General features: G+C 70.6%; 20 protein-coding genes. 10 read left to right on the forward strand and 10 right to left on the reverse strand.

Going from position 1 to position 17,600, the window contains the following annotated elements; translation table 11 throughout:
- Nucleotides 1–12 precede the first annotated feature (12 nt).
- Nucleotides 13–2,064 carry a histidine kinase N-terminal 7TM domain-containing protein gene (locus DVK06_RS10290; RefSeq protein ID WP_121600196.1) on the forward strand — a complete coding sequence of 684 codons (2,052 nt, stop codon included), beginning with the start codon at nt 13–15 and terminating at the stop codon, nt 2,062–2,064.
- Between the two features lie 27 nt (nt 2,065–2,091).
- Here DVK06_RS10290 and DVK06_RS10295 read toward each other — a convergent pair whose 3' ends face one another.
- Nucleotides 2,092–2,415: a CGCGG family rSAM-modified RiPP protein gene (locus tag DVK06_RS10295; protein ID WP_121600197.1), complete on the reverse strand. Its 324-nt coding sequence runs from the start codon at nt 2,413–2,415 to the stop codon at nt 2,092–2,094.
- Nucleotides 2,416–2,545: 130 nt separating this feature from the next.
- Between DVK06_RS10295 and DVK06_RS10300 the strand changes: the two genes are divergently transcribed.
- From DVK06_RS10300 to DVK06_RS10310, 3 genes are all read left to right on the forward strand, one after another.
- A complete protein-coding gene (locus tag DVK06_RS10300) occupies nt 2,546–2,782 on the forward strand; it encodes a DUF2249 domain-containing protein (protein ID WP_053770768.1) in 237 nt (78 codons plus the stop codon).
- An 84-nt stretch (nt 2,783–2,866) separates the two neighbouring features.
- A complete protein-coding gene (gene map / locus DVK06_RS10305) occupies nt 2,867–3,775 on the forward strand; it encodes a type II methionyl aminopeptidase (protein ID WP_053770769.1) in 909 nt (302 codons plus the stop codon).
- Nucleotides 3,775–4,326, forward strand: coding sequence for an HIT domain-containing protein (locus DVK06_RS10310; protein ID WP_121600198.1), 552 nt, complete (start codon nt 3,775–3,777; stop codon nt 4,324–4,326). The genes map and DVK06_RS10310 overlap by 1 nt, the downstream gene beginning before the upstream one ends.
- A gap of 247 nt (nt 4,327–4,573) precedes the next feature.
- Here the strand turns inward: DVK06_RS10310 and DVK06_RS10315 are convergent, their stop codons facing one another.
- From DVK06_RS10315 to DVK06_RS10325, 3 genes are read right to left on the reverse strand one after another with little or no spacing between them, the layout of a single operon-like run.
- Nucleotides 4,574–5,326 carry a phosphate ABC transporter ATP-binding protein gene (locus DVK06_RS10315; protein ID WP_121600199.1) on the reverse strand — a complete coding sequence of 251 codons (753 nt, stop codon included), beginning with the start codon at nt 5,324–5,326 and terminating at the stop codon, nt 4,574–4,576.
- Between the two features lie 22 nt (nt 5,327–5,348).
- Entirely contained in the window at nt 5,349–6,095 is a 747-nt protein-coding gene (locus DVK06_RS10320; protein WP_121600200.1) for an ABC transporter permease, read from the reverse strand.
- 2 nt (nt 6,096–6,097) lie between these two features.
- Entirely contained in the window at nt 6,098–7,090 is a 993-nt protein-coding gene (locus DVK06_RS10325) for a substrate-binding domain-containing protein (protein WP_121600201.1), read from the reverse strand.
- Nucleotides 7,091–7,184: 94 nt separating this feature from the next.
- On the opposite strand from DVK06_RS10325, the gene DVK06_RS10330 reads away from it, so the two are divergent.
- Both DVK06_RS10330 and DVK06_RS10335 read left to right on the forward strand, forming a co-directional pair.
- Entirely contained in the window at nt 7,185–7,994 is an 810-nt protein-coding gene (locus tag DVK06_RS10330) for a TOBE domain-containing protein (protein ID WP_053770774.1), read from the forward strand.
- Between the two features lie 125 nt (nt 7,995–8,119).
- The gene (locus DVK06_RS10335) at nt 8,120–9,790 is read left to right on the forward strand and encodes a tryptophan--tRNA ligase (RefSeq protein ID WP_121600202.1); all 1,671 of its coding nucleotides are present in this window, start codon (nt 8,120–8,122) and stop codon (nt 9,788–9,790) included.
- 406 nt (nt 9,791–10,196) lie between these two features.
- Here the strand turns inward: DVK06_RS10335 and DVK06_RS10340 are convergent, their stop codons facing one another.
- Complete coding sequence (locus DVK06_RS10340; protein WP_053770776.1) at nt 10,197–10,559, reverse strand: DUF5518 domain-containing protein; 363 nt, start codon at nt 10,557–10,559, stop codon at nt 10,197–10,199.
- A 151-nt stretch (nt 10,560–10,710) separates the two neighbouring features.
- Between DVK06_RS10340 and DVK06_RS10345 the strand changes: the two genes are divergently transcribed.
- The gene (locus DVK06_RS10345) at nt 10,711–12,735 is read left to right on the forward strand and encodes a helicase HerA domain-containing protein (RefSeq protein WP_121600203.1); all 2,025 of its coding nucleotides are present in this window, start codon (nt 10,711–10,713) and stop codon (nt 12,733–12,735) included.
- Between the two features lie 52 nt (nt 12,736–12,787).
- Here DVK06_RS10345 and DVK06_RS10350 read toward each other — a convergent pair whose 3' ends face one another.
- The 3 genes from DVK06_RS10350 to DVK06_RS10360 form a co-directional block, all read right to left on the reverse strand.
- Nucleotides 12,788–13,699 carry an acetamidase/formamidase family protein gene (locus tag DVK06_RS10350; protein WP_121600204.1) on the reverse strand — a complete coding sequence of 304 codons (912 nt, stop codon included), beginning with the start codon at nt 13,697–13,699 and terminating at the stop codon, nt 12,788–12,790.
- Nucleotides 13,700–13,741: 42 nt separating this feature from the next.
- Entirely contained in the window at nt 13,742–14,587 is an 846-nt protein-coding gene (locus tag DVK06_RS10355) for a universal stress protein (protein ID WP_121600205.1), read from the reverse strand.
- Between the two features lie 134 nt (nt 14,588–14,721).
- Nucleotides 14,722–14,979: a hypothetical protein gene (locus DVK06_RS10360; protein WP_199241369.1), complete on the reverse strand. Its 258-nt coding sequence runs from the start codon at nt 14,977–14,979 to the stop codon at nt 14,722–14,724.
- Between the two features lie 160 nt (nt 14,980–15,139).
- Between DVK06_RS10360 and DVK06_RS10365 the strand changes: the two genes are divergently transcribed.
- From DVK06_RS10365 to DVK06_RS10375, 3 genes are all read left to right on the forward strand, one after another.
- Complete coding sequence (locus DVK06_RS10365; RefSeq protein WP_121600206.1) at nt 15,140–15,385, forward strand: sulfurtransferase TusA family protein; 246 nt, start codon at nt 15,140–15,142, stop codon at nt 15,383–15,385.
- Nucleotides 15,386–15,387: 2 nt separating this feature from the next.
- Complete coding sequence (locus DVK06_RS10370) at nt 15,388–15,771, forward strand: DsrE family protein (protein ID WP_053770781.1); 384 nt, start codon at nt 15,388–15,390, stop codon at nt 15,769–15,771.
- A 271-nt stretch (nt 15,772–16,042) separates the two neighbouring features.
- Nucleotides 16,043–16,198 (forward strand): hypothetical protein, encoded by a 156-nt coding sequence (locus DVK06_RS10375; RefSeq protein WP_233561658.1) that lies wholly within the window; start codon nt 16,043–16,045, stop codon nt 16,196–16,198.
- A gap of 90 nt (nt 16,199–16,288) precedes the next feature.
- Here DVK06_RS10375 and DVK06_RS10380 read toward each other — a convergent pair whose 3' ends face one another.
- Complete coding sequence (locus tag DVK06_RS10380; RefSeq protein WP_053770783.1) at nt 16,289–16,687, reverse strand: helix-turn-helix domain-containing protein; 399 nt, start codon at nt 16,685–16,687, stop codon at nt 16,289–16,291.
- Between the two features lie 107 nt (nt 16,688–16,794).
- Nucleotides 16,795–17,577: an archaeal proteasome endopeptidase complex subunit alpha gene (psmA, locus tag DVK06_RS10385; RefSeq protein ID WP_199718627.1), complete on the reverse strand. Its 783-nt coding sequence runs from the start codon at nt 17,575–17,577 to the stop codon at nt 16,795–16,797.
- Nucleotides 17,578–17,600: the final 23 nt, after the last annotated feature.

The following is a 17,600-nucleotide window of genomic DNA, read 5'->3' on the forward strand; positions in this document are numbered from 1 at the left end:
CTACCGGTATCGATGGCGTGGCAACCGACGCCGTACACGGCCCCGCTGCTCCTCGCGGCCGTCGCGTCGTTCGGGTTCGCCGCCTACGGGGCCGCCAACCGGTCGCGCGGCGGGCACGCCCTCCTGTGGAGCTTCGTCGCCGTCGCGGTCGCCGCCGGCGTCTGGTCGCTGGCGTACGCGGCCCAGCTGTCGGCGACGGCGCTCGGGCCCACGCTGCTTTTCAACCGCTTCGTCCGGCTCGGCTCCGCCGGCCTGGCGGTCGCGTGGCCGGCGTTCGTCCTCTCGTACGTCGACCGGACCGCGTGGCTCGGTGGTCGCCGGTTCGCGCTCCTCTGGATCGTCCCCGTCGCGGTCGCGGTCGCCGTCTGGACGGCCGGCGTCGACCCGCTCTTCTACGCCGATCCCTCCCTCGTCGACGCCGGCGGGTACCGCGTCCTCAGCTACACGCCGACGCCGGCGCTGCTCGGGTTCGTCGGCTACACCTACGCGGTCAACCTGCTCACGTTCGCGGTCCTCGGCTACGCGGCGGTCTCCCGCGACGGCGTGTTCCGCCGGCAGGCGGCCGTCCTCTTCGTCGCCGGCGTCGCGCCGATGGCGCTCAGCGCGGCCGGCATCGCGGGCGTCGTCGGTCCGGACGCCGGGTTCGTCGACTTCACCCCCATCGCCTTCAGCGGCACCTCGGCGCTCTTGGCGTGGGTCGTGTTCCGGTACCGGCTCCTCGACGTCTCGCCGATCGCCCGCGACGCGGTGTTCGCGAACCTCTCGGACGGCGTCGTCGTCTGCGACGCCGACGGCCGCGTGGTCGACACCAACGACCCGGCGGAGGCGCTGTTCCCGGACGCAGCGCTCGGCGCCCGGGCCGACGAGGCGTTCGACGACGTCCCCGCGGTCGCCGACGCGGTGACGGACTCGGCGGCCGACGACGAGTTCCGCGTGACGGTCGACGGGGACGGCGCGCCGCGGTTCCTGACGGTCGACGCCCACGACATCACCGGGCCGGGGACGACTCGCGGGGGGACCGTCCTGCTGTTCCGCGACGTCACCGAGCGGGAGACGCTCCAGCGTCGCTACCGCGCGCTCATCGAGAAGTCGCCCAACGTGATCGCGGTCTGCGGCGATGACGGCCTGCTCCGCTACGTGAGCCCGTCGATAGAGCGGCTGCTCGGCCACCGGCCGACGGAGATCGAGGGCCGACCGATCATCGACCTCGTCCACCCCGAGGACCGTCGCGAGGCGCAACAGGCCTTCGAGCGCGCCTTCGACAGCGCCGAGCCGCAGTCGCTCACACACCGGATCGCGCGCGCCGACGGGAGCTGGCGGCGGTTCGAGACCGTGATCGAGCGGCTGTTCGCCGACGCGGGCGAGGTGGTCATCAGCGCGACCGACGTGACGGACGCCCGGCGGTACGAACAGCGGCTTCAGGTGTTGAACCGCGTGCTGCGACACGACCTGAAGAACGACACCAACGTCATCGGCGGCTACGCGGACCTGCTCCGCGACCACGTCGACGAGGAGGGCGACCCGTACCTCGACATCATCGACCGGAAGGTGCGGACGCTGACGCACCTCAGCGACCAGGCCCGGGAGATCGACGTCGCGCTCCACAGCGACGCGGGGCGGGCCGAGATCGACCTCTCGGAGCTGGTCGAGCGGCTCTGCGCGTCGCTGTCGTCGTCGTTCCCCGAGGCGACGGTGACGGTGTCCGTCCCCGAGTCGGCCCTCGTCTCCGCCGACGAGCTCTTGGAGTCGGCGGTGCGGAACGTGCTGGAGAACGCCGTCGTCCACAACGACGGCGACGACCCTCGCGTCGAGGCGACCGTCGTCGCCGACGGCGACCGGTTCCGGCTCGACGTGGCCGACGACGGCCCGGGGATCCCGCCGGTCGAGCGGACGGTGTTCTCCGAGGCGCGGGAGACGGCGCTCGAACACGCGAGCGGGCTCGGCCTCTGGCTCGTCCACTGGATCGTCACGGAGTCCGGCGGCGACATGGAGATCGACACGCGCGAGCCGACCGGCACGGTGGTCCGGATGTGGCTCCCCCGGGCGGCCGAGGCAAGGGAATAGGCCCGCCCGCCACCGCGGCGTTCCCGCTCAGACGTGGCCGCGGACGACGTGGCCGCCGCCGCCGCACTGCTCGACGTACCCTATGTCGACGGCGTCGCCGAACGCCGACTCCAGCGCCACGGAGAGGTACTCCTCCGGGTGGCCGTGGTCGCCGTGGGCGACGAGGTTGACGCGGTTGCCCGCGGCCGTGTGCTCGACCGCGTCGATCGCCTGTCGCACGAGCAGGTCGCGGTCCGCGGCGTGTTCCGGGCCTTCGAGGTTCGCGGACCAGGAGTTCTCGTGGACGCGGTCGGTCACCGGGTCGGCGCCGTGGTCGTGTTCGTCGTCGGGGTCGGACGGTGTGCTCGACATGTCTCGTCTCAAGCGCTCGAGCACCGTCCGTCTTCGAGCGAACATGTTCGAGCGGCGTCCCGGCGCTCGACGGTCCCTCCCGAACGATTTCGGGAGGAGTTACATCACCGCGGGACCCAACGACCCAGCCATGAGCCCCGACCCGTTCGACGACGCGGACGAGCGGCTGGACGCCCGCGAGATAGACGGCGAGCCGTTCGGCGACGTCGTGGCCGCGCTCGACGGCCTCGACGAGGGGGAGTCGCTCTGTCTGGTGAACGGCTTCGAGCCGGTGCCGCCGTACGACGTGCTGGCGGAGCGCGGGTCCGAACACGAGACGGCGAACCTCGCCGACGACGAGTGGCACGTCGAGATCACGCGCCCCTGAGCCCCGGCCGGCTGGCCGGTTCGGCTCCCGCGGCGTCGACCGCTCTCCGCAACCTCTTTGCGCGCGGTCGCCGAACCCGCGTCCATGAGTCACGGACCTCTGGACGAGGACGCGGTCGAGAGCTACCGCGAGGCCGGCGCGGTGCTGGTCGAGGCGATGAACGAGGCCCGCGAGATGGTCGAACCGGGCCGGACCCACCTCGAAGTCGCCGAGTGGACGGAAGACTTCGTCCGCGAGCAGGGGGCCGGTCTCGCCTTCCCGGTGAACATCAGCGTCGACCCCGAGGCGTCCCACGCCACTCCGAGCCGCGACGACGAGGCGGCGTTCGGCGAGGAGATGGTGTGTCTCGACGTCGGCGTCCACGTCGACGGCTACATCGCCGACGCCGCGGTGACGGTCGACCACACCGGCACTCCGGAGCTCGTCGAGGCCGCCGAGATGGCCCTGGAGGCCGCGCTCGACGAGGCCGGCCCGGGCGTCGAGGTCGGCGTCGTGGGACAGGCGATCGAGGACGTGATCCGCGGGTACGGCTACACGCCGGTGCTCAACCTCTCCGGCCACGGCGTCGAGCGGTACGACGCTCACACCGGCCCCACGGTGCCGAACCGAGGCGTCGACCGCTCGGTCGAACTGGAGCCCGGGCAGGCGGTCGCGATCGAGCCGTTCGCCACCGACGGCCGCGGAAAGGTCGGCGAGGGGACCGACGAGGAGATCTTCGAGCAGCAGGGCTCCGCGAGCGTGCGAGACCGCCGCGCCCGACAGGCCCTCCAAGAGATCGAGGGGTTCGACGACCTCCCGTTCGCGGCGCGGTGGCTGGAGACCGACCGCGCCGAGATGGCGCTGCGCCGCCTCAAGCAGGCGAACGCGATCAAGGGGTACCCCGTCCTGAAGGAGGACGACGACGCCTTAGTGAGCCAGGCGGAACACACTCTCTTGATCACCGAGGACGGCGTCGAGGTGACGACCGCGGGGATCCACGGCTTCGACGACTGATGGACCGGATCTTCGCGCCGTGGCGGATCGAGTGGGTCGAGCGCGACGCTGACCCGATCGACGGCTGCCCGTTCTGCGTCCTGCCCGAGCGCGAGGACGCCCGCGAGGCGCGGATCGTCGCCCGGAGCGAGCGCAACTACGTCATCCTGAACAACGCGCCGTACAACCCCGGCCACGCGATGGTGATCCCCGACGCACACGTCGAGGACCCGACCGACCTCGACGACGCGGCCCTCCTCGATCACGCGCGGCTGAAGGCGGCGACGCTCGCAGCGCTGCGACGTGACATGGACCCCGACGGCGTCAACACCGGGCAGAACCTCGGCGGCGACGCCGCGGGCGGCTCGATCGACCACCTCCACACCCACGTCGTCCCGCGCTGGAGCGGCGACACGAACTTCATGCCCGTCACCGGCGACACGAAGGTGATCGTGGAGGCGATAGAGCGCACCTACGACCACCTCCACGACGGGTTCGCGGCCGGCGAGCACGTCGTCGATTCGGGAGACGCCGACGCGGGCGACGCGGTCGAACTCGACTTCGACGTCTGAGCCGGCGGCGTCGATTACTCATAATCACCGGCGCGGTGGCGCGTGCCGATGGGCGCCCAGCGGGCGCGAATCGCACGCGCGAGGGAGTCGGACCGGCGCAGCCGCGCCGGTCCGACGAGGCTGGGGAGGCGTGAGGTGCTGTGCGGAGCGGTGCGAGGCGGGACTTTGGAATGTTGACCGCAGCGTCGTCGTTCATCGATCTCAGATCGCCGGCTTCGACTCGGGTCCCGGCTTCACTCGGGATTCATTAGTACACCAACTCGCCCGAGATGAACTTCCGGGTGCGCTCCTTCTCGGGGTCCTCGAAGATGGCTTCGGTCGGCCCCACCTCCGTGATCCCGTCGTCGAGCAGCACCGCGACGCGGTCCGCGACGCGCTCGGCCTGGTGCATGTCGTGGGTCGCGAGCGCGACCCCGATACCCCGCGACTTCGCCTCGCCGATCGCCTCCTCGATGACCGCCGTGTTCCGCGGGTCCAGGTCCGAGGTCGGCTCGTCGAGCAGCAGGACGTCGGGGTCGTACGCCAGCGCCCGGGCGAACGACACGCGCTGGGCCTCGCCGCCCGACAGCGCGTCTGCCGGCTGGTCGATCTCGTCTTCGAGCCCCACGACCGCCAAGGACTCCTCGACCGCGTCGGCGGCGTCGTTCAGGCGGAGGACCGAAGCGAGCCGGTCGCCCCACGAGCGTCGGACGCGGAGCCCGTACTCGACGTTGCGCGCGACCGACCCGCCGAAGAGGCTCGCCTCCTGGAACACCATGCCGACGCGGCGGCGCAGCGCGAGGCGCTCCGAATCGTCGACCGCCCACGCGTCGGTCCCGTCGAGCGCGACGGTCCCCTCGTCGGGTTCGAGCGAGAGGGCGAGCGTCCGGAGCAGCGTCGTCTTCCCGACGCCGGAGGGACCGATGACCGCGACGACCTCGCCGGCGCCCACGTCGATCGACAGGTCGCTGAACACGGGCTCTTCGCCGTACGCGTGCGACACGTCGTTCGCGCGGAGCATCAGTCCGTCACCTCCCGGGGCATCAGCCCGCTACCCCCCGGTCGCCGAAGCGGACGACGATCGCGTTGACCGTCAACACGAGCGCGACGAGGACGGCGCCGAGCAGCATGGCGGTCTCGTACTGCCCCTGCCGCGCCTCGAGCTGGATCGCCGTCGTCAGGGTGCGCGTCTTCGAGATGCCGTCCGCGCTCGTGATGTTCCCGCCGACGATGAGCACCGAGCCGACCTCGCTGATCGCGCGGCCGAAGCCGGCCAGCACCGCGGTCGCGATCCCGTACCGCGCCTCCTTGATCACGACGAGCGCCACGTCGACGCGCGTCCCGCCGAGGACGCGGGCCGCGTCGCGGACCCCGTCGTCGACGCCGCTCACGGCGGCGAGGCTGATCGCCGTGATCGGCGGCGTCGCGAGGACGAACTGCGACATGATCATCGCCTCGCGGGTGAAGATCAGCTCCAGCGAGCCGAGCGGCCCCTGGTTCGAGACCGCGAACAGCACGACGAGCCCCACGACCACGCTGGGGAACCCCATCCCGGTGTTGACCACCGACTTCACGAACCCCTTGCCCGGGAACTCCGTGAGCCCGATGGCGACGGCGGCCGGCACGCTGACGAGCGTGCTCAGCGCCACCGCGGTCAGGCTCACGTACAGCGAGACGGCGATGACGCTCCCGACGTACCCGTCCCTGAACGAGACGCCGAGGAGCGACACCGCGGGCCGCGCGGCGTCGAGCAGCGCCGGGACCGACTGGACGGTCGCTTCGAACGGCACGACTACGAGTCGTCGCTCTCGCTACTCCAACCCTCCGGAACGTACTGCTGGAAGTTCGGGTCCTCGGAGACAGCCTCCGGGAAGAACAGCTGCTCGCCGTTCACCTGGTACTCCGAGATGGCCTCCTGGACGCCCGGGCTGGTGATCCAGCCGATGTACGCCATCGCGAGGTCGTAGTTGGCGTTCTCGTGGACCCCGGGGTTGACCGCCATCACCCCGTACGGGTTCGAGAGGATCTCCGGCCCGCCCTCGATCGGTCCTTGTACCAGGATCGTCAGGTCGATCTCCGAGCGCTGCGAGATGAAGGTCCCGCGGTCGGAGAGCGTGTACGCGCCCTGCTGGTTGGCGATGTTCAGCGCCTCGCCCATTCCGGTGCCGGTCTCCTGGTACCAGTCGCCGCCGGGCTCCGTGCCGGCCGCCTCCCAGAGGTTCAGCTCCTTCGTGTGCGTGCCGGAGTTGTCGCCCCGCGAGACGAACTGCGCCTCCGCCTCGGCGATGGCGGTGAGCGCCGCCGTCGCCGAGTCCATCCCCTCGATCCCGGCGGGGTCGGCCTCGGGGCCGACGATCACGAAGTCGTTGAACATCAGGTCCCGCCGGTTGACCCCGTACCCGTTCCGCATGAACTCGTCTTCGAGCCCGCGGGCGTGGACCATCACGATGTCCGAGTCGCCGTTGCGGGCGGTCTCCAACGCCGCGCCGGTCCCCTGCGCGACGGCGTCGACGGTGACGCCGTACATCTCCTCGAAGTCCGTGTGGATCGCGTCGAGGAGGCCGGTGTCGTACGTGCTCGTCGTCGTCGTGAGCGTCAGCGTCTCGCCGGCGACGCCGACCGACTCGGTCGTGCTTCCGCTCCCGTCGGTCCCGTTCCCGCCGTTCCCGCCGTTCCCGCCGTTGCCGCTGTCGCCGCTGTCGCCGCTCGTCGACGAACAGCCCGCCGTGCTCGCGATCGCTCCGGCGCCCAGCGCGGCCACGAACCGCCTCCGTTGTATCGACATAGATACAACGGTGGGTCGACGCTACATATAACTTCCGCGCCGCGGCGGGCGACGGGGCGAAAACGCCATGACGGCCCGGGGGCATTCTCCGGGCATGGGAGAGCCGACCGAAGCCGGTCCGGACGCGGCGGCGGGACGCGGGCGGGCCGCGCTCATCGAGGACGGCGTCGAGTTCGACGGCCGCGACGCGGCGCTGCTGCGCGCGGTCGACGCGGCGGGGTCCGTCGCGGGCGCGGCCGCCGACCTGGGCCGCTCGCGCGCCCGCGCACTCTCGCGGATCGAGGCCTTAGAGGAGGCCTACGGGACGCTCGTCGAGCGGCGCCGCGGCGGCGAGGGCGGCGGCGGGAGCCGGCTCGCCGCGTCCGGCCGCGCGCTCCTCGACCGCTACGACCGGCTCCAGGCCGTCCTCGCGGCGGCCGCGGCGGTCCCAGAGACGGTGCTCGAGGGAACCGTGACGGCCGTCGACGGCGAACTCGCGGTCGTCGACACCCCGGTCGGGGAACTGTCCGGGCTTCACGGGGGAACGGGAGACGACGCGGACGGCGGGAACGAGAACGGTGGCGTCGGGGACGGCGCGAGCGGAGTGAACGTCGGCGACGCGGTCCAGGTCCGGATCGGCGCCGACGCCGTCACGGTCAACGACGCGGCCGACGCGGTGGACCCCGACGCGACGAGCGCCCGGAACCGCCTCGCCGGCCGCGTCTCGCGCGTCGACTCCGGCGAGACGGTGTCGACGGTCCGGATCGCGGTCGGGGCGGCCGAGGGCTCGGCCGACGCGACCGACGTCGAGGTGGCCGCGCTGATCACCGCCGAGAGCATCGAGCGGCTGGGCCTCGCTCCCAGCGACTCGGTCTCGATCCGCTGGAAGGCGACCGCGACGCGACTGGTGGCGCACGCGGCGTGACGCCGTCCGGTGGGCTCGCCCGTCGGTGGGGTCGTCCGTTTCGGTGAGGTCGGTCGCCCGCCGGGGCGTGGGAACCGCTCTCGCGCAAGCGAACGGTTTTTGCGTCGACCGACGGGAGAGGTGGTATGGACGAGGACACCCCCGAGGGGGCGACGCCGGACGGCGACGGGCGCGGGTCCGACCCCGCCCCCGGGCCGTCGGCGCCCCCTCGGACCGACGGCGGGACCGAGCGCGCGGACGAGCCGACCGAGGACGTCGCGCTCGACCCGTGGGGGTCGGCGTCGGTCGGCGACTACGCGGACCTGTTCGAGGAGTTCGGCATCGAGGCGTTCGACGAGGTCGCCGACGGGGTCCCGGACCCGCACTACCTGATGCGCCGCGGCGTCATCTTCGGCCACCGCGAGTACGACGCGGTCGCCGAGGCGATGGCGAACGACGAGCCGTTCGCGGCGCTGTCCGGGTTCATGCCCACCGGCGACCCGCACATCGGCCACAAGCTCGTGTTCGACGAGATCATCTGGCACCAGGAGATGGGCGGCGACGCGTTCGGACTGATCGCCGACCTCGAAGCCCACTCGGCGCGCGGCATGTCGTGGTCCGAGATCGACGGGCACGCGCGCAACTACCTCCTCTCGCTGCTCGCGCTCGGCTTCGACGCCGAAGAGGGCGAGATCTACCGCCAGTCGGACAACCGCGAGGTCCAGGACCTCGGCTTCGAGCTCGGCTCGAAGGCGAACTTCTCGGAGTTCGAGGCGATCTACGGCTTCGACGGCGAAACGAATATCTCGCACATGCAGAGCGTGATCACCCAGACGGCGGACATCCTCTACCCGCAGCTCGTCGACGAGCCGAAGCCCACGGTGATCCCGGTCGGCCCCGACCAGGACCCGCACGTCCGGCTCACCCGCGACCTGGCGACCCGCGTGCGCTACTTCAAGGTGACCGAGGCGTTCGCCTCCTTCGAGCTGGACGACGACGAGCGGCAGCTGGTCCGGGCCGCCTACGACGCGCTCGCGGCGGAGCGCGCCGCCGCCGGCGACGACCCCGACGTGCGCTGTGAGGACGCCGCCGAGTGGCTCGCCGACTACGAGCCGCCGGAGTCGGACCGCGAGAGCGTCGACCTCGCGGCCGCGAAGGCGAGCGCGCTCGACAAGCTCGAAGCCGGCGGGAAGGAGCCGCTCCGCCCCCGGGTGCGCTTCTTCGACCGCAACGCGACCGACGAGGCGTTCGAGGCGCTGATCGAGTCGGTCGACGGCGAGAAGCGCGTGTTCGAGGGCCACGTCGACGCCTTCGACCTCACGCGGGAAGAGGCCGAGTCGGTCGCCCGGGAGGTCGAGATCGACCACGACGGGTTCGGCTTCCGGCAGCCCTCCTCGATCTACCACCGGTTCATGACCGGGCTCACCGGCGGGAAGATGTCCTCGTCGATCCCGGCGAGCCACATCTCGCTGCTCGACGACCCCGAGGACGGGTACGACAAGGTGAAGGCGGCGACGACCGGTGGCCGCGACACCGCCGAGGAGCAGCGCGAGCTCGGCGGCGAGGCCGACGAGTGTCCGGTGTACGAGCTGTACGCCTACCTGCTCGCGGGCGACGACGACGAGCTGACGAAGGAGGTGTACTCGGAGTGCGTCAACGGCGACCGCCTCTGTGGCGGCTGTAAGGAGCAGGCAGCCGAGCTGATGCGCGAGTTCCTCGAAGACCACCAGGAGAAGCGCGAGGAGGCCGAGGAACTGCTTGAGAACCTCGACATCGACCTCGACTCCGACCGGCGCGGCACCGGCGGCGAGCATTGAGGCGTCTTCGCTGAGCCGCGAGCCGATTCTCACGCCGTCTCTTTATAAATAGACAGTGCGGTGGTGCGTGCCGACGAGCGCCCGCAGGGTGCGAGTCGCACGCGCGAGGTCGCCGGCGCTACGCGCCGGCTGCCAGAGGGACCTCCGGTCCCTCGCTGGAGTCAAGTCGCCGGAGCGAAGCGACGGCGACTGACGAGGCTGGGGAGGCGTGAGGTGCGGTCGCTGTGCGGGGGCGGGACTCGAAGGGGCAGCCGGGAGGACAGCGAGCGTGCGCTGTCCTCCCGGCTGGGGCTTCGGCGGTGTTCGTGGCCGGTCTGCCAGCAACTAGTTATAAACAAACGACTGGGACTACGGTAGTGTTTATCGCCGGTCCAGATTCAACTATTTATAAATAACAGCGATCGACCTACAGCTCGTCTTTCACGTACACGCCCAGCAGTCCGCCGAGCGCGCTCAACACCACGCTGTAAGCGACGCCGCCCAACACGATGAGGGCGGCGACCAGGAAGACCCCGCCGGCCGCGAGACCCGCTTCGAGCGGGAACCCGAAGAATCCCAGAAACGGAAGGACCACCAGCGCGAGCAGCAGCAGTCCGACGATCGGGATCGACGCGATCGCGCCGGAGAGCGCGCCGACCCGAAGCCCGTCGTCGCCGTTCAGGTACCCGGCGACCGCGCCGCCGAGGAGCGGTGAGATGCCGGTGAACGAGAGGAGGGCCGACGCGATCGCGCCGACCACCGCGTTGAGGAGGGTGTTCTCGGTGTCCATGTGCGGTCGAACTCTCGGGGACGACATACGTCTTGCGGACGCCCGAAGGCGGCCCGGTCGCCGTCGGTCGGCGACGCGACCGCCGGCAGAGCGGCCCGCCCGGGCGGCGACGAGGCGATAGTTTATGAGGCGGGCGCCACCTCTCACGGGTATGAGCGAGGAGGAGACGATCCACGTCGCGGACGTCAGCGAGGGGATCGGCGGCGACGCGACGGCGGACCCCGGCTCCCCGGTGGAGCTCCCGGTCGTCGACGTGCTAACCGGCCGGTCCTTCATCACGGGCAAATCCGGCTCCGGGAAGAGCAACACCGCGAGCGTCGTCATCGAGAACCTGCTCGACAGCGGCTTCCCGGTTCTCATCGTGGATACAGACGGTGAATATTACGGACTTAAGGAGGAATACGAGATCCTCCACGCCGGCGCCGACGAGGAGTGCGACATCGTCGTCTCCCCGGAACACGCCGAGAAGCTCGCGAACCTCGCCTTAGAGCAGAACGTCCCGATCATCTTAGACGTCTCCGGTTACCTCGAAGAGGACACCGCCAACGAGCTGCTCTTGGAGGTCGTCAAGCAGCTGTTCGCGAAGGAGAAGCGCTTGAAGAAGCCCTTCCTGCTCGTCGTCGAGGAGTGCCACGAGTACATCCCCGAGGGCGGCGGGATGGACGAGACGGGGAAGATGCTGATCAAGGTTGGCAAGCGCGGCCGGAAACACGGCCTCGGCATCGTCGGGATCAGCCAGCGCCCCGCGGACGTGAAAAAGGACTTCATCACCCAGTGCGACTGGCTCTGCTGGCACCGGCTCACGTGGGACAACGACACGAAGGTCGTCGGGCGCATCCTCGGCTCGAAGTACGCCAGCGCCGTGGAGGACTTGGGCGACGGCGAGGCCTTCCTGATGACCGACTGGGACGAGTCGATCCGCCGGATCCAGTTCCACCGCAAGGAGACGTTCGACGCGGGCGCGACCCCCGGGCTCGACGACTTCGAGCGCCCCGAGCTGAAGTCCGTCTCCAGCGACCTCGTCGGCGAGCTCCAGTCGATCTCCGACGAGAAGGAGCGCCGCGAGTCCGAGATCGCCGACCTCAAACAGGAGCTAGAGAAGAAGGATCGCCGGATCGCCGACCTCGAACGCGAACTGGAGGAGGCCCGCGACCTGAGCGACATGGCCGACCAGTTCGCGCAGGCGCTCCTCGGCAAGGCCGAGGCGCCGTACCGGAGCGGCGGCGGCCGGGCCCGGGTCGGCGCCGACCCCTCCGACGCCGCGGCCGACGGCGACGACGGGCAGTCCGTGCTCAAGTCGTACGACGAGGCGGTCGCCGCCACGAAGAGCGACGACGACGCGAGCGGAGCGGCGCCCTCCGCCGACGGCGGCGCCGAGGGAGACCCGGAGCCGGCCGCGTCCGCCGACGGCGCTTCGTCGGATCCGGACGCCGCGGACACGGACGCCGCGGCCGCAGACGGCGACGCCGCGGACGCCGAACCCGCGGCCGAGTCCGACCCCGCCCCGCCGGACGACGTCGACCCGGTCACCCGCGACGACGTGGCCGAGAGCGCGCTCCGGTTCGACGACGCGATAGAGCTCGGCACCCGCGAGGCGGTGATCGAGGAGCTGCGCTCGCGGATCGAGGCGCTCTCGGAGCTCTCGCGCGGCATGCTCCGTCACTACCGCCGCGAGGGCGCCAGCGACCCCGTCGCGGCCCACATCGACGCCGGCGGCGACGGCGACTCCGGGCACGCCTACAGCCGCCACCGGCCGATCCGGCGGGCGGGGCTCATCCGCCACGCCGGCCGCGGCCACTACGCGTACGCGGTCCCGGACCTCGTCCGCGAGGCGTACGCGGACCGCCTCGACGAGGCGCAGGTCCGCGAGATCGTCCGCGCGGTCGAGACCGCCTTCGTCCCCCCCGCCGAACTGAGCTATCCGCCGGACGCGGACCCGGCCGAGGTCGGGGAGGGGGCGGCCGCCGTCCCCGACGACGGTGCGGCCGCCCGAGACGGCGCCGACGCGGCACCAGAGGAGACCGAGGGGGTCGTCACCGAAGCCGACGCGACGGACGCCGACGCAGAGGCGGCGGCCGAGGCCGGCGAAGCCGCCGAGTCGGAGCGGGCCGAGACGCCGACCGACGGGGGCCTGAGCGACGCCGCGCGGCGGTTCGCCGAGCGGTCCGAGCGCTGAGGCCGGCCGGTCGACGCGACGGGCACGACTCAGGAGGCCGCGGTGTAGGGGCTCAGAACGGCAGCGAGAGGTACTCGCTCGGCACCGCGTTCCGCGCCGTCACCTGCGGGTCGACCACCTGACTGACCTCCAGGCCGCCGACGAGGCTGGAGAAGAGGTACGCCTCGGTGCGCGAGAACCCGTGGTGGTGCGAAAGCAGGTCCAGCATGTCGGCGTTCGCCAGCTCGACGGCCGCCTCCATCGTCTCGGCGCTCGCGACCGTCTTCACGGCGTCGCCGGTGTCGAGGAGGGGGCGGGCGGGCGAGACGGCGGGGTCCTCGATCACCGACAGCGTCGCGTCGACCTCGACCGCTATCTCGGCGCCCGTCCCGCACATCTCGCCGTCCGCCATCGCGGCCTTCGCGTCGCCCAGCGCCAGCATCGCCCCCTCCTGGAAGACGGGGAAGTAGACGGTCGTCCCGCCGGTCACGTCGGTCGTGTCGAGGTTCCCGCCGTGGTCGTCGGGCGTGAGCGTCGAGACCGTCTCGCCCTCCGTGGCGACGCCGATCGTCCCGATCACGGGCTCGATCGGCACGTCGATCCCCTCGAAGTCGACCGCCTCCGCGTCGGCGTCGACCTCGGTGATCCGCGTCGCGGGGTGGTCAATCTCGGGGTCGTCCTGGAGGAGTCCGAACCCGGGAGCGGTGAGCACCCGGCCGCGGTCCTCCGCGACGCGCACGACCTCGATCTCGACCGCGAGCACGTCGCCGGGGCTCGCGCCGGCGACCGCGATCGGTCCCGTCGCGGCGTTGACCTCCTCCGGGATCGCGTCGAGCAGGTCGTCGGCTTCCTGGATCGCGCCGTTCAGGCTGTCGACCGTCTCGATCGTCAGCGACTCGCCGTCCGCGGCCTCGTACACCGGGTCCATCTCCGGACCGAACTCGTACACGTGGCCGTCGCGGTGTGTGACCGTCTCTCGCGCCATCAGGCTCTCCTGGTCGCTCCGGGAGTAAAAACTCCGGCCGCGTCAGCGCGGCGCGGCCGCCTCGGGGGGGACGAGCAAGACGTTGTTTGTCCCGCGCGCGACGATCGACTCCGCGGTGCTCCCGAGGAGGAGCCGCCGGAGTCGGCTCGTCCCGCGCGCGCCGATGAGCGTCGTCGTCGCGCCCACGCGCTCTTCTTCGGCCGTGATCTCGTCGACGGGGTTCCCGGACCTGACGTTGGTCTCGACATCGAACCCGGTCCGGTCACGGAGATCCGTCGCCAGTTCGTCCAGTCGCTCCTCGGCGGTCGCCGTCGACTCCGCGTCCCCATCGCCCACGTGGAGCAGGTACGCCCGTTCTGTCGCGCCCGTCAGCGACGGGAAGTAGTCGTAGGCGCGCGCCGCGTTCTCCGAGAAGTCGGTCGCGTACAGCACGTCCTGGAACAGGTGTTCCTTCCTGACCGCGTGCCCGCTCGCCGTCTCCTCGATCCGCTCGACGAGCAACGGCCTGACCGCCGTCCGCGCGACGTTGCGAACGGTGCCGCCGATGAGCCGATTCCGGAGCGGAGACTGTCCGCGCGACCCGACGACGATCATGTCCGCGTCGAGCCGCTCGGCCAATCCGTTTATCCGTCGGTGCGGTGTCCCGCGGGCGACGTGCGTCTCCACCTCGAATCCAGCGCGCTCGAACACGTTCCGCTGCGGGGCGAGCGCCTCCCTGGCGTCGCTGGCGGCGTCCATCCCCGGCAGCCCGCTGGACACGTTGTCCGGGACGACCGTCAACAGGTGAACCTCCCTGACGCCGATGTTGTCGAGACACTCCAGACAGGTCCGCGACTCGATCGCCGCTTCGTTCGCGTCCGAGAGGTCCGTCGCGAATACGATCCTCATACGTGACCGTTCGTGCCCCCGAGTAATATTGCTTTTGTTGTACAATATAGGGTATTCGGAGAGACGACACGGCGACCGACCGGCGTCGGCGCACCCCCGGCGGGAACCGGTCGCCGCCGCCGGGGCGACTCGCCTCAGACGTCCCGGTCGGGCGCGGAGGCCGGTCCGTGATCGAGGAGCGGCGAGCTCGCGTTCGCGCACCCATCTCGACCGCAGACGCCGGCGTCGTCGCCCGCCCGCTCAACGCCGGGCGAGAGCCCACCGATCTCCCAGTCGACGGCGTGGCTCGTCGCGCGCTCGTGGTCGTCGAGCGCGGTCCGCGCCCGCCGGAGCGAGTCGAACGTCTCGTCGTACGCACAGTCGGTACAGCGGACGCGAACTGTCGTCGGCATGGCTTCCCGTTCGGTCTCGACCGTGGTAAGTGCCGCTATCGGCTCTTGCGCCGAGTGGTCCGGGGACAGACCGCCGCGCCTCCCGCATCCGTATTGGACTAAACACACAAGATTAAAACCGACGCGCGCAGTATTGTCTAGTGCGTACAAACAACCGACCATGAGCACCGAAATCGATATCGCGGAGACGCTGGACGTGAAAGGACTGAGCTGCCCGATGCCCATCGTGAAGACGAAGGGCGCGATCGACGACCTCGCCCCCGGTGAGGTGCTGGAGGTCGTCGCGACCGATCCCGGGAGTGTAAGCGACATCGACGGGTGGGCGACGGGCACCGACGGCGTCACGCTCCTCGAGCAGGAGGAGGGCGACGAAGTGTACACCCACTACGTCCGCAAGGAGGCATGAGTATGGACGAGATCGGCATCATCGTCTCCAGCGACGACCCGAAGAACCTCGCGATGGCGACCAACCTCGGGCACGTCGCGCTGACGATGGACACGGACGTGTTCCTCTACTTCACCTTCGACGGACTGACGCACCTGCTGGAGGGCGAGAAAGACCTCTCGTCGGTCCAGCCGCTGCTCGACGAAGGGATGCCGAACCCCTACGACATGCTCGACCAACTGATCGCCGACGGCGGAGAGGCGGTCACCTCGGTCGCGTGTACGACCACGCTGGACATGCTCCAGTGGGAGCAGGACGCCATCGACGACGACTTGACGACGCAGTTCGCCGGTGCGGTCACCTTCCTCGAGGCCGCTGAGGAGGCCGACCACGTGTTCACGTTCTGAACGCCGGCGTCGCGTCGGTCCGCTCCATTCCACCTCCCCCTTAGTGCGCGTGCGCCCCGTAGCCGCATCGCCGTCCGAAACGCCCTCGATCTTCGAACCCCCTCCCCTGCCGTTCGAGACTGCTCTTCATTACCGGTGCGTCCGAATCGGTGTACGAGCGGGCTTAGCTTTAATCGGAGACGCACGGATCACAACCACCTTACGAAGTGCTCGAAACGCACACCTGTCCCGCCGAAGAGACCGTCCGGACTGCGGAGAGCCGCTAGAGGCGGTGGAGCTACAGGGGACTGACGCGCTCGGGACGCTCTCGGTCGTCTCCGACGGACCGAACGACGGGCTCCTCGGCGGCCTCAGCGCCGGCGAGATCATCACGCCGGTCCCGTGCGTGCGTCCCGAGTGCCGACGGGCCCTCGTCTACGCAGTGTAGCGACCCGAGGCCTCCCGCGAAACTCCGCGGCGCCGACTCCCCCTGCGTCGAGACCGTCTCGCGAGCGGCCTCTGTCGAGCGACGCTCGGCTCAGCCCTCGACGACGGCGCGCTCTGGCTCGTCGTACTTCTCCTCGAACTCGCCGATGAGCTGGCCCATCTTCGCGTACCAGTCGTTGAGCATCCGCTGCATGTCGTCGGCGATCTGAGACGGGTCCGTCGGGCTGTACACGTGGTAGTAGCCGCCGTGGTCGTAGTTGATCTGCTCCTTCTGGATGAAGCCGGCCTTGAGGAGCCGCTGAACCGCGCGGTAGGCGGTGGAGCGCTCCCGGTCGACGCGTTCGGCCACCTCGTCGATCGTGAGTGCCTCGTCCGCCGAGACGAGCGCCTGGTAACAGTCCTTGTCCAACTGCTTCAGGCCGTGGAAACACTCGAGTAACCCCTCGCACTCCATGTCTCGCTGGAGCTGTTCTGACATCGAATCGGGCATTTTATGTCGTACATGAGGCGCTCCGCCGCTAAAAGTGTTGTGTGTGGGATGTACAATTCCACGCACTCCGTCGCCGAGCGCCGAACGTGAGCCGATCGGCGTGGTCGCTACTCGTCGCTTCCGGAGGCGTCGCTGCCCGCCTCGCCGTCAGCGTCCGTCTCGTCGTCGGTGTCGAGGCCGGCCGCCTCGAACGCGGTCTCGACCTCCTCGGCCGGCACCGTCCGGAAGCCGTCGGCCTCGGTCACGGTCGCGACCGCGAGGTCGGCGGGCTCGAACTCGTCGTCGTGAGCGGCCAGCCCCGCGACCGCGAGTTCGATGCCCGCCGCGAGCGAGAGGTCGTCGCTCCACTCCGACTCGAGGTGGCCCTGGATCTCCTGGCGGCCGCCGCCGATGACCGTCGCCTTCCACTCGTTGGGGGTGCCCGAGGGGTCGGCCGCGAACAGGCGCGGCTCGCCGTCGTCGATGCCGCCGATGAGGAGGGCGGCGCCGTAGGGGCGCGTGCCGCCGCGCTGGGTGTTCTCCTGGATGTGGTCGGTGACGAACTTCGTCAGCGTCTCGACGCCGACGGGCTCGCCGTAGCGCAGGCGGTTCCCCTGCGACTGGCGGCGCGCGAGGTCGATCAGCTGGCGGGCGTCGGCGACGTGGCCGGCGCTCGCGGTGCCGACGTGGTCGTCGAGCTTGTGGAGCTTCTCGATGCTCTCGGCCTCCATCAGCGACGAGGAGGGGCGGGACATCGCGACGAACACGACGCCGTCGGTCGTCCGGACGCCGACGCTCGGCGCGCCGCGCGAGACCGCCTCGCGGGCGTACTCGACCTGGTAGATGCGCCCGTCCGGCGAGAACAGCGACGTGCCGCGGTCGTACGCCTGCTGGTCGTTGTTCCCCATCATCGTCCATCACCCGCTCGCGCGGT

The organism is Halorubrum sp. Atlit-28R (genome assembly GCF_003665955.1).
GTDB classification, from domain to species: Archaea; Halobacteriota; Halobacteria; order Halobacteriales; family Haloferacaceae; genus Halorubrum; species Halorubrum tropicale.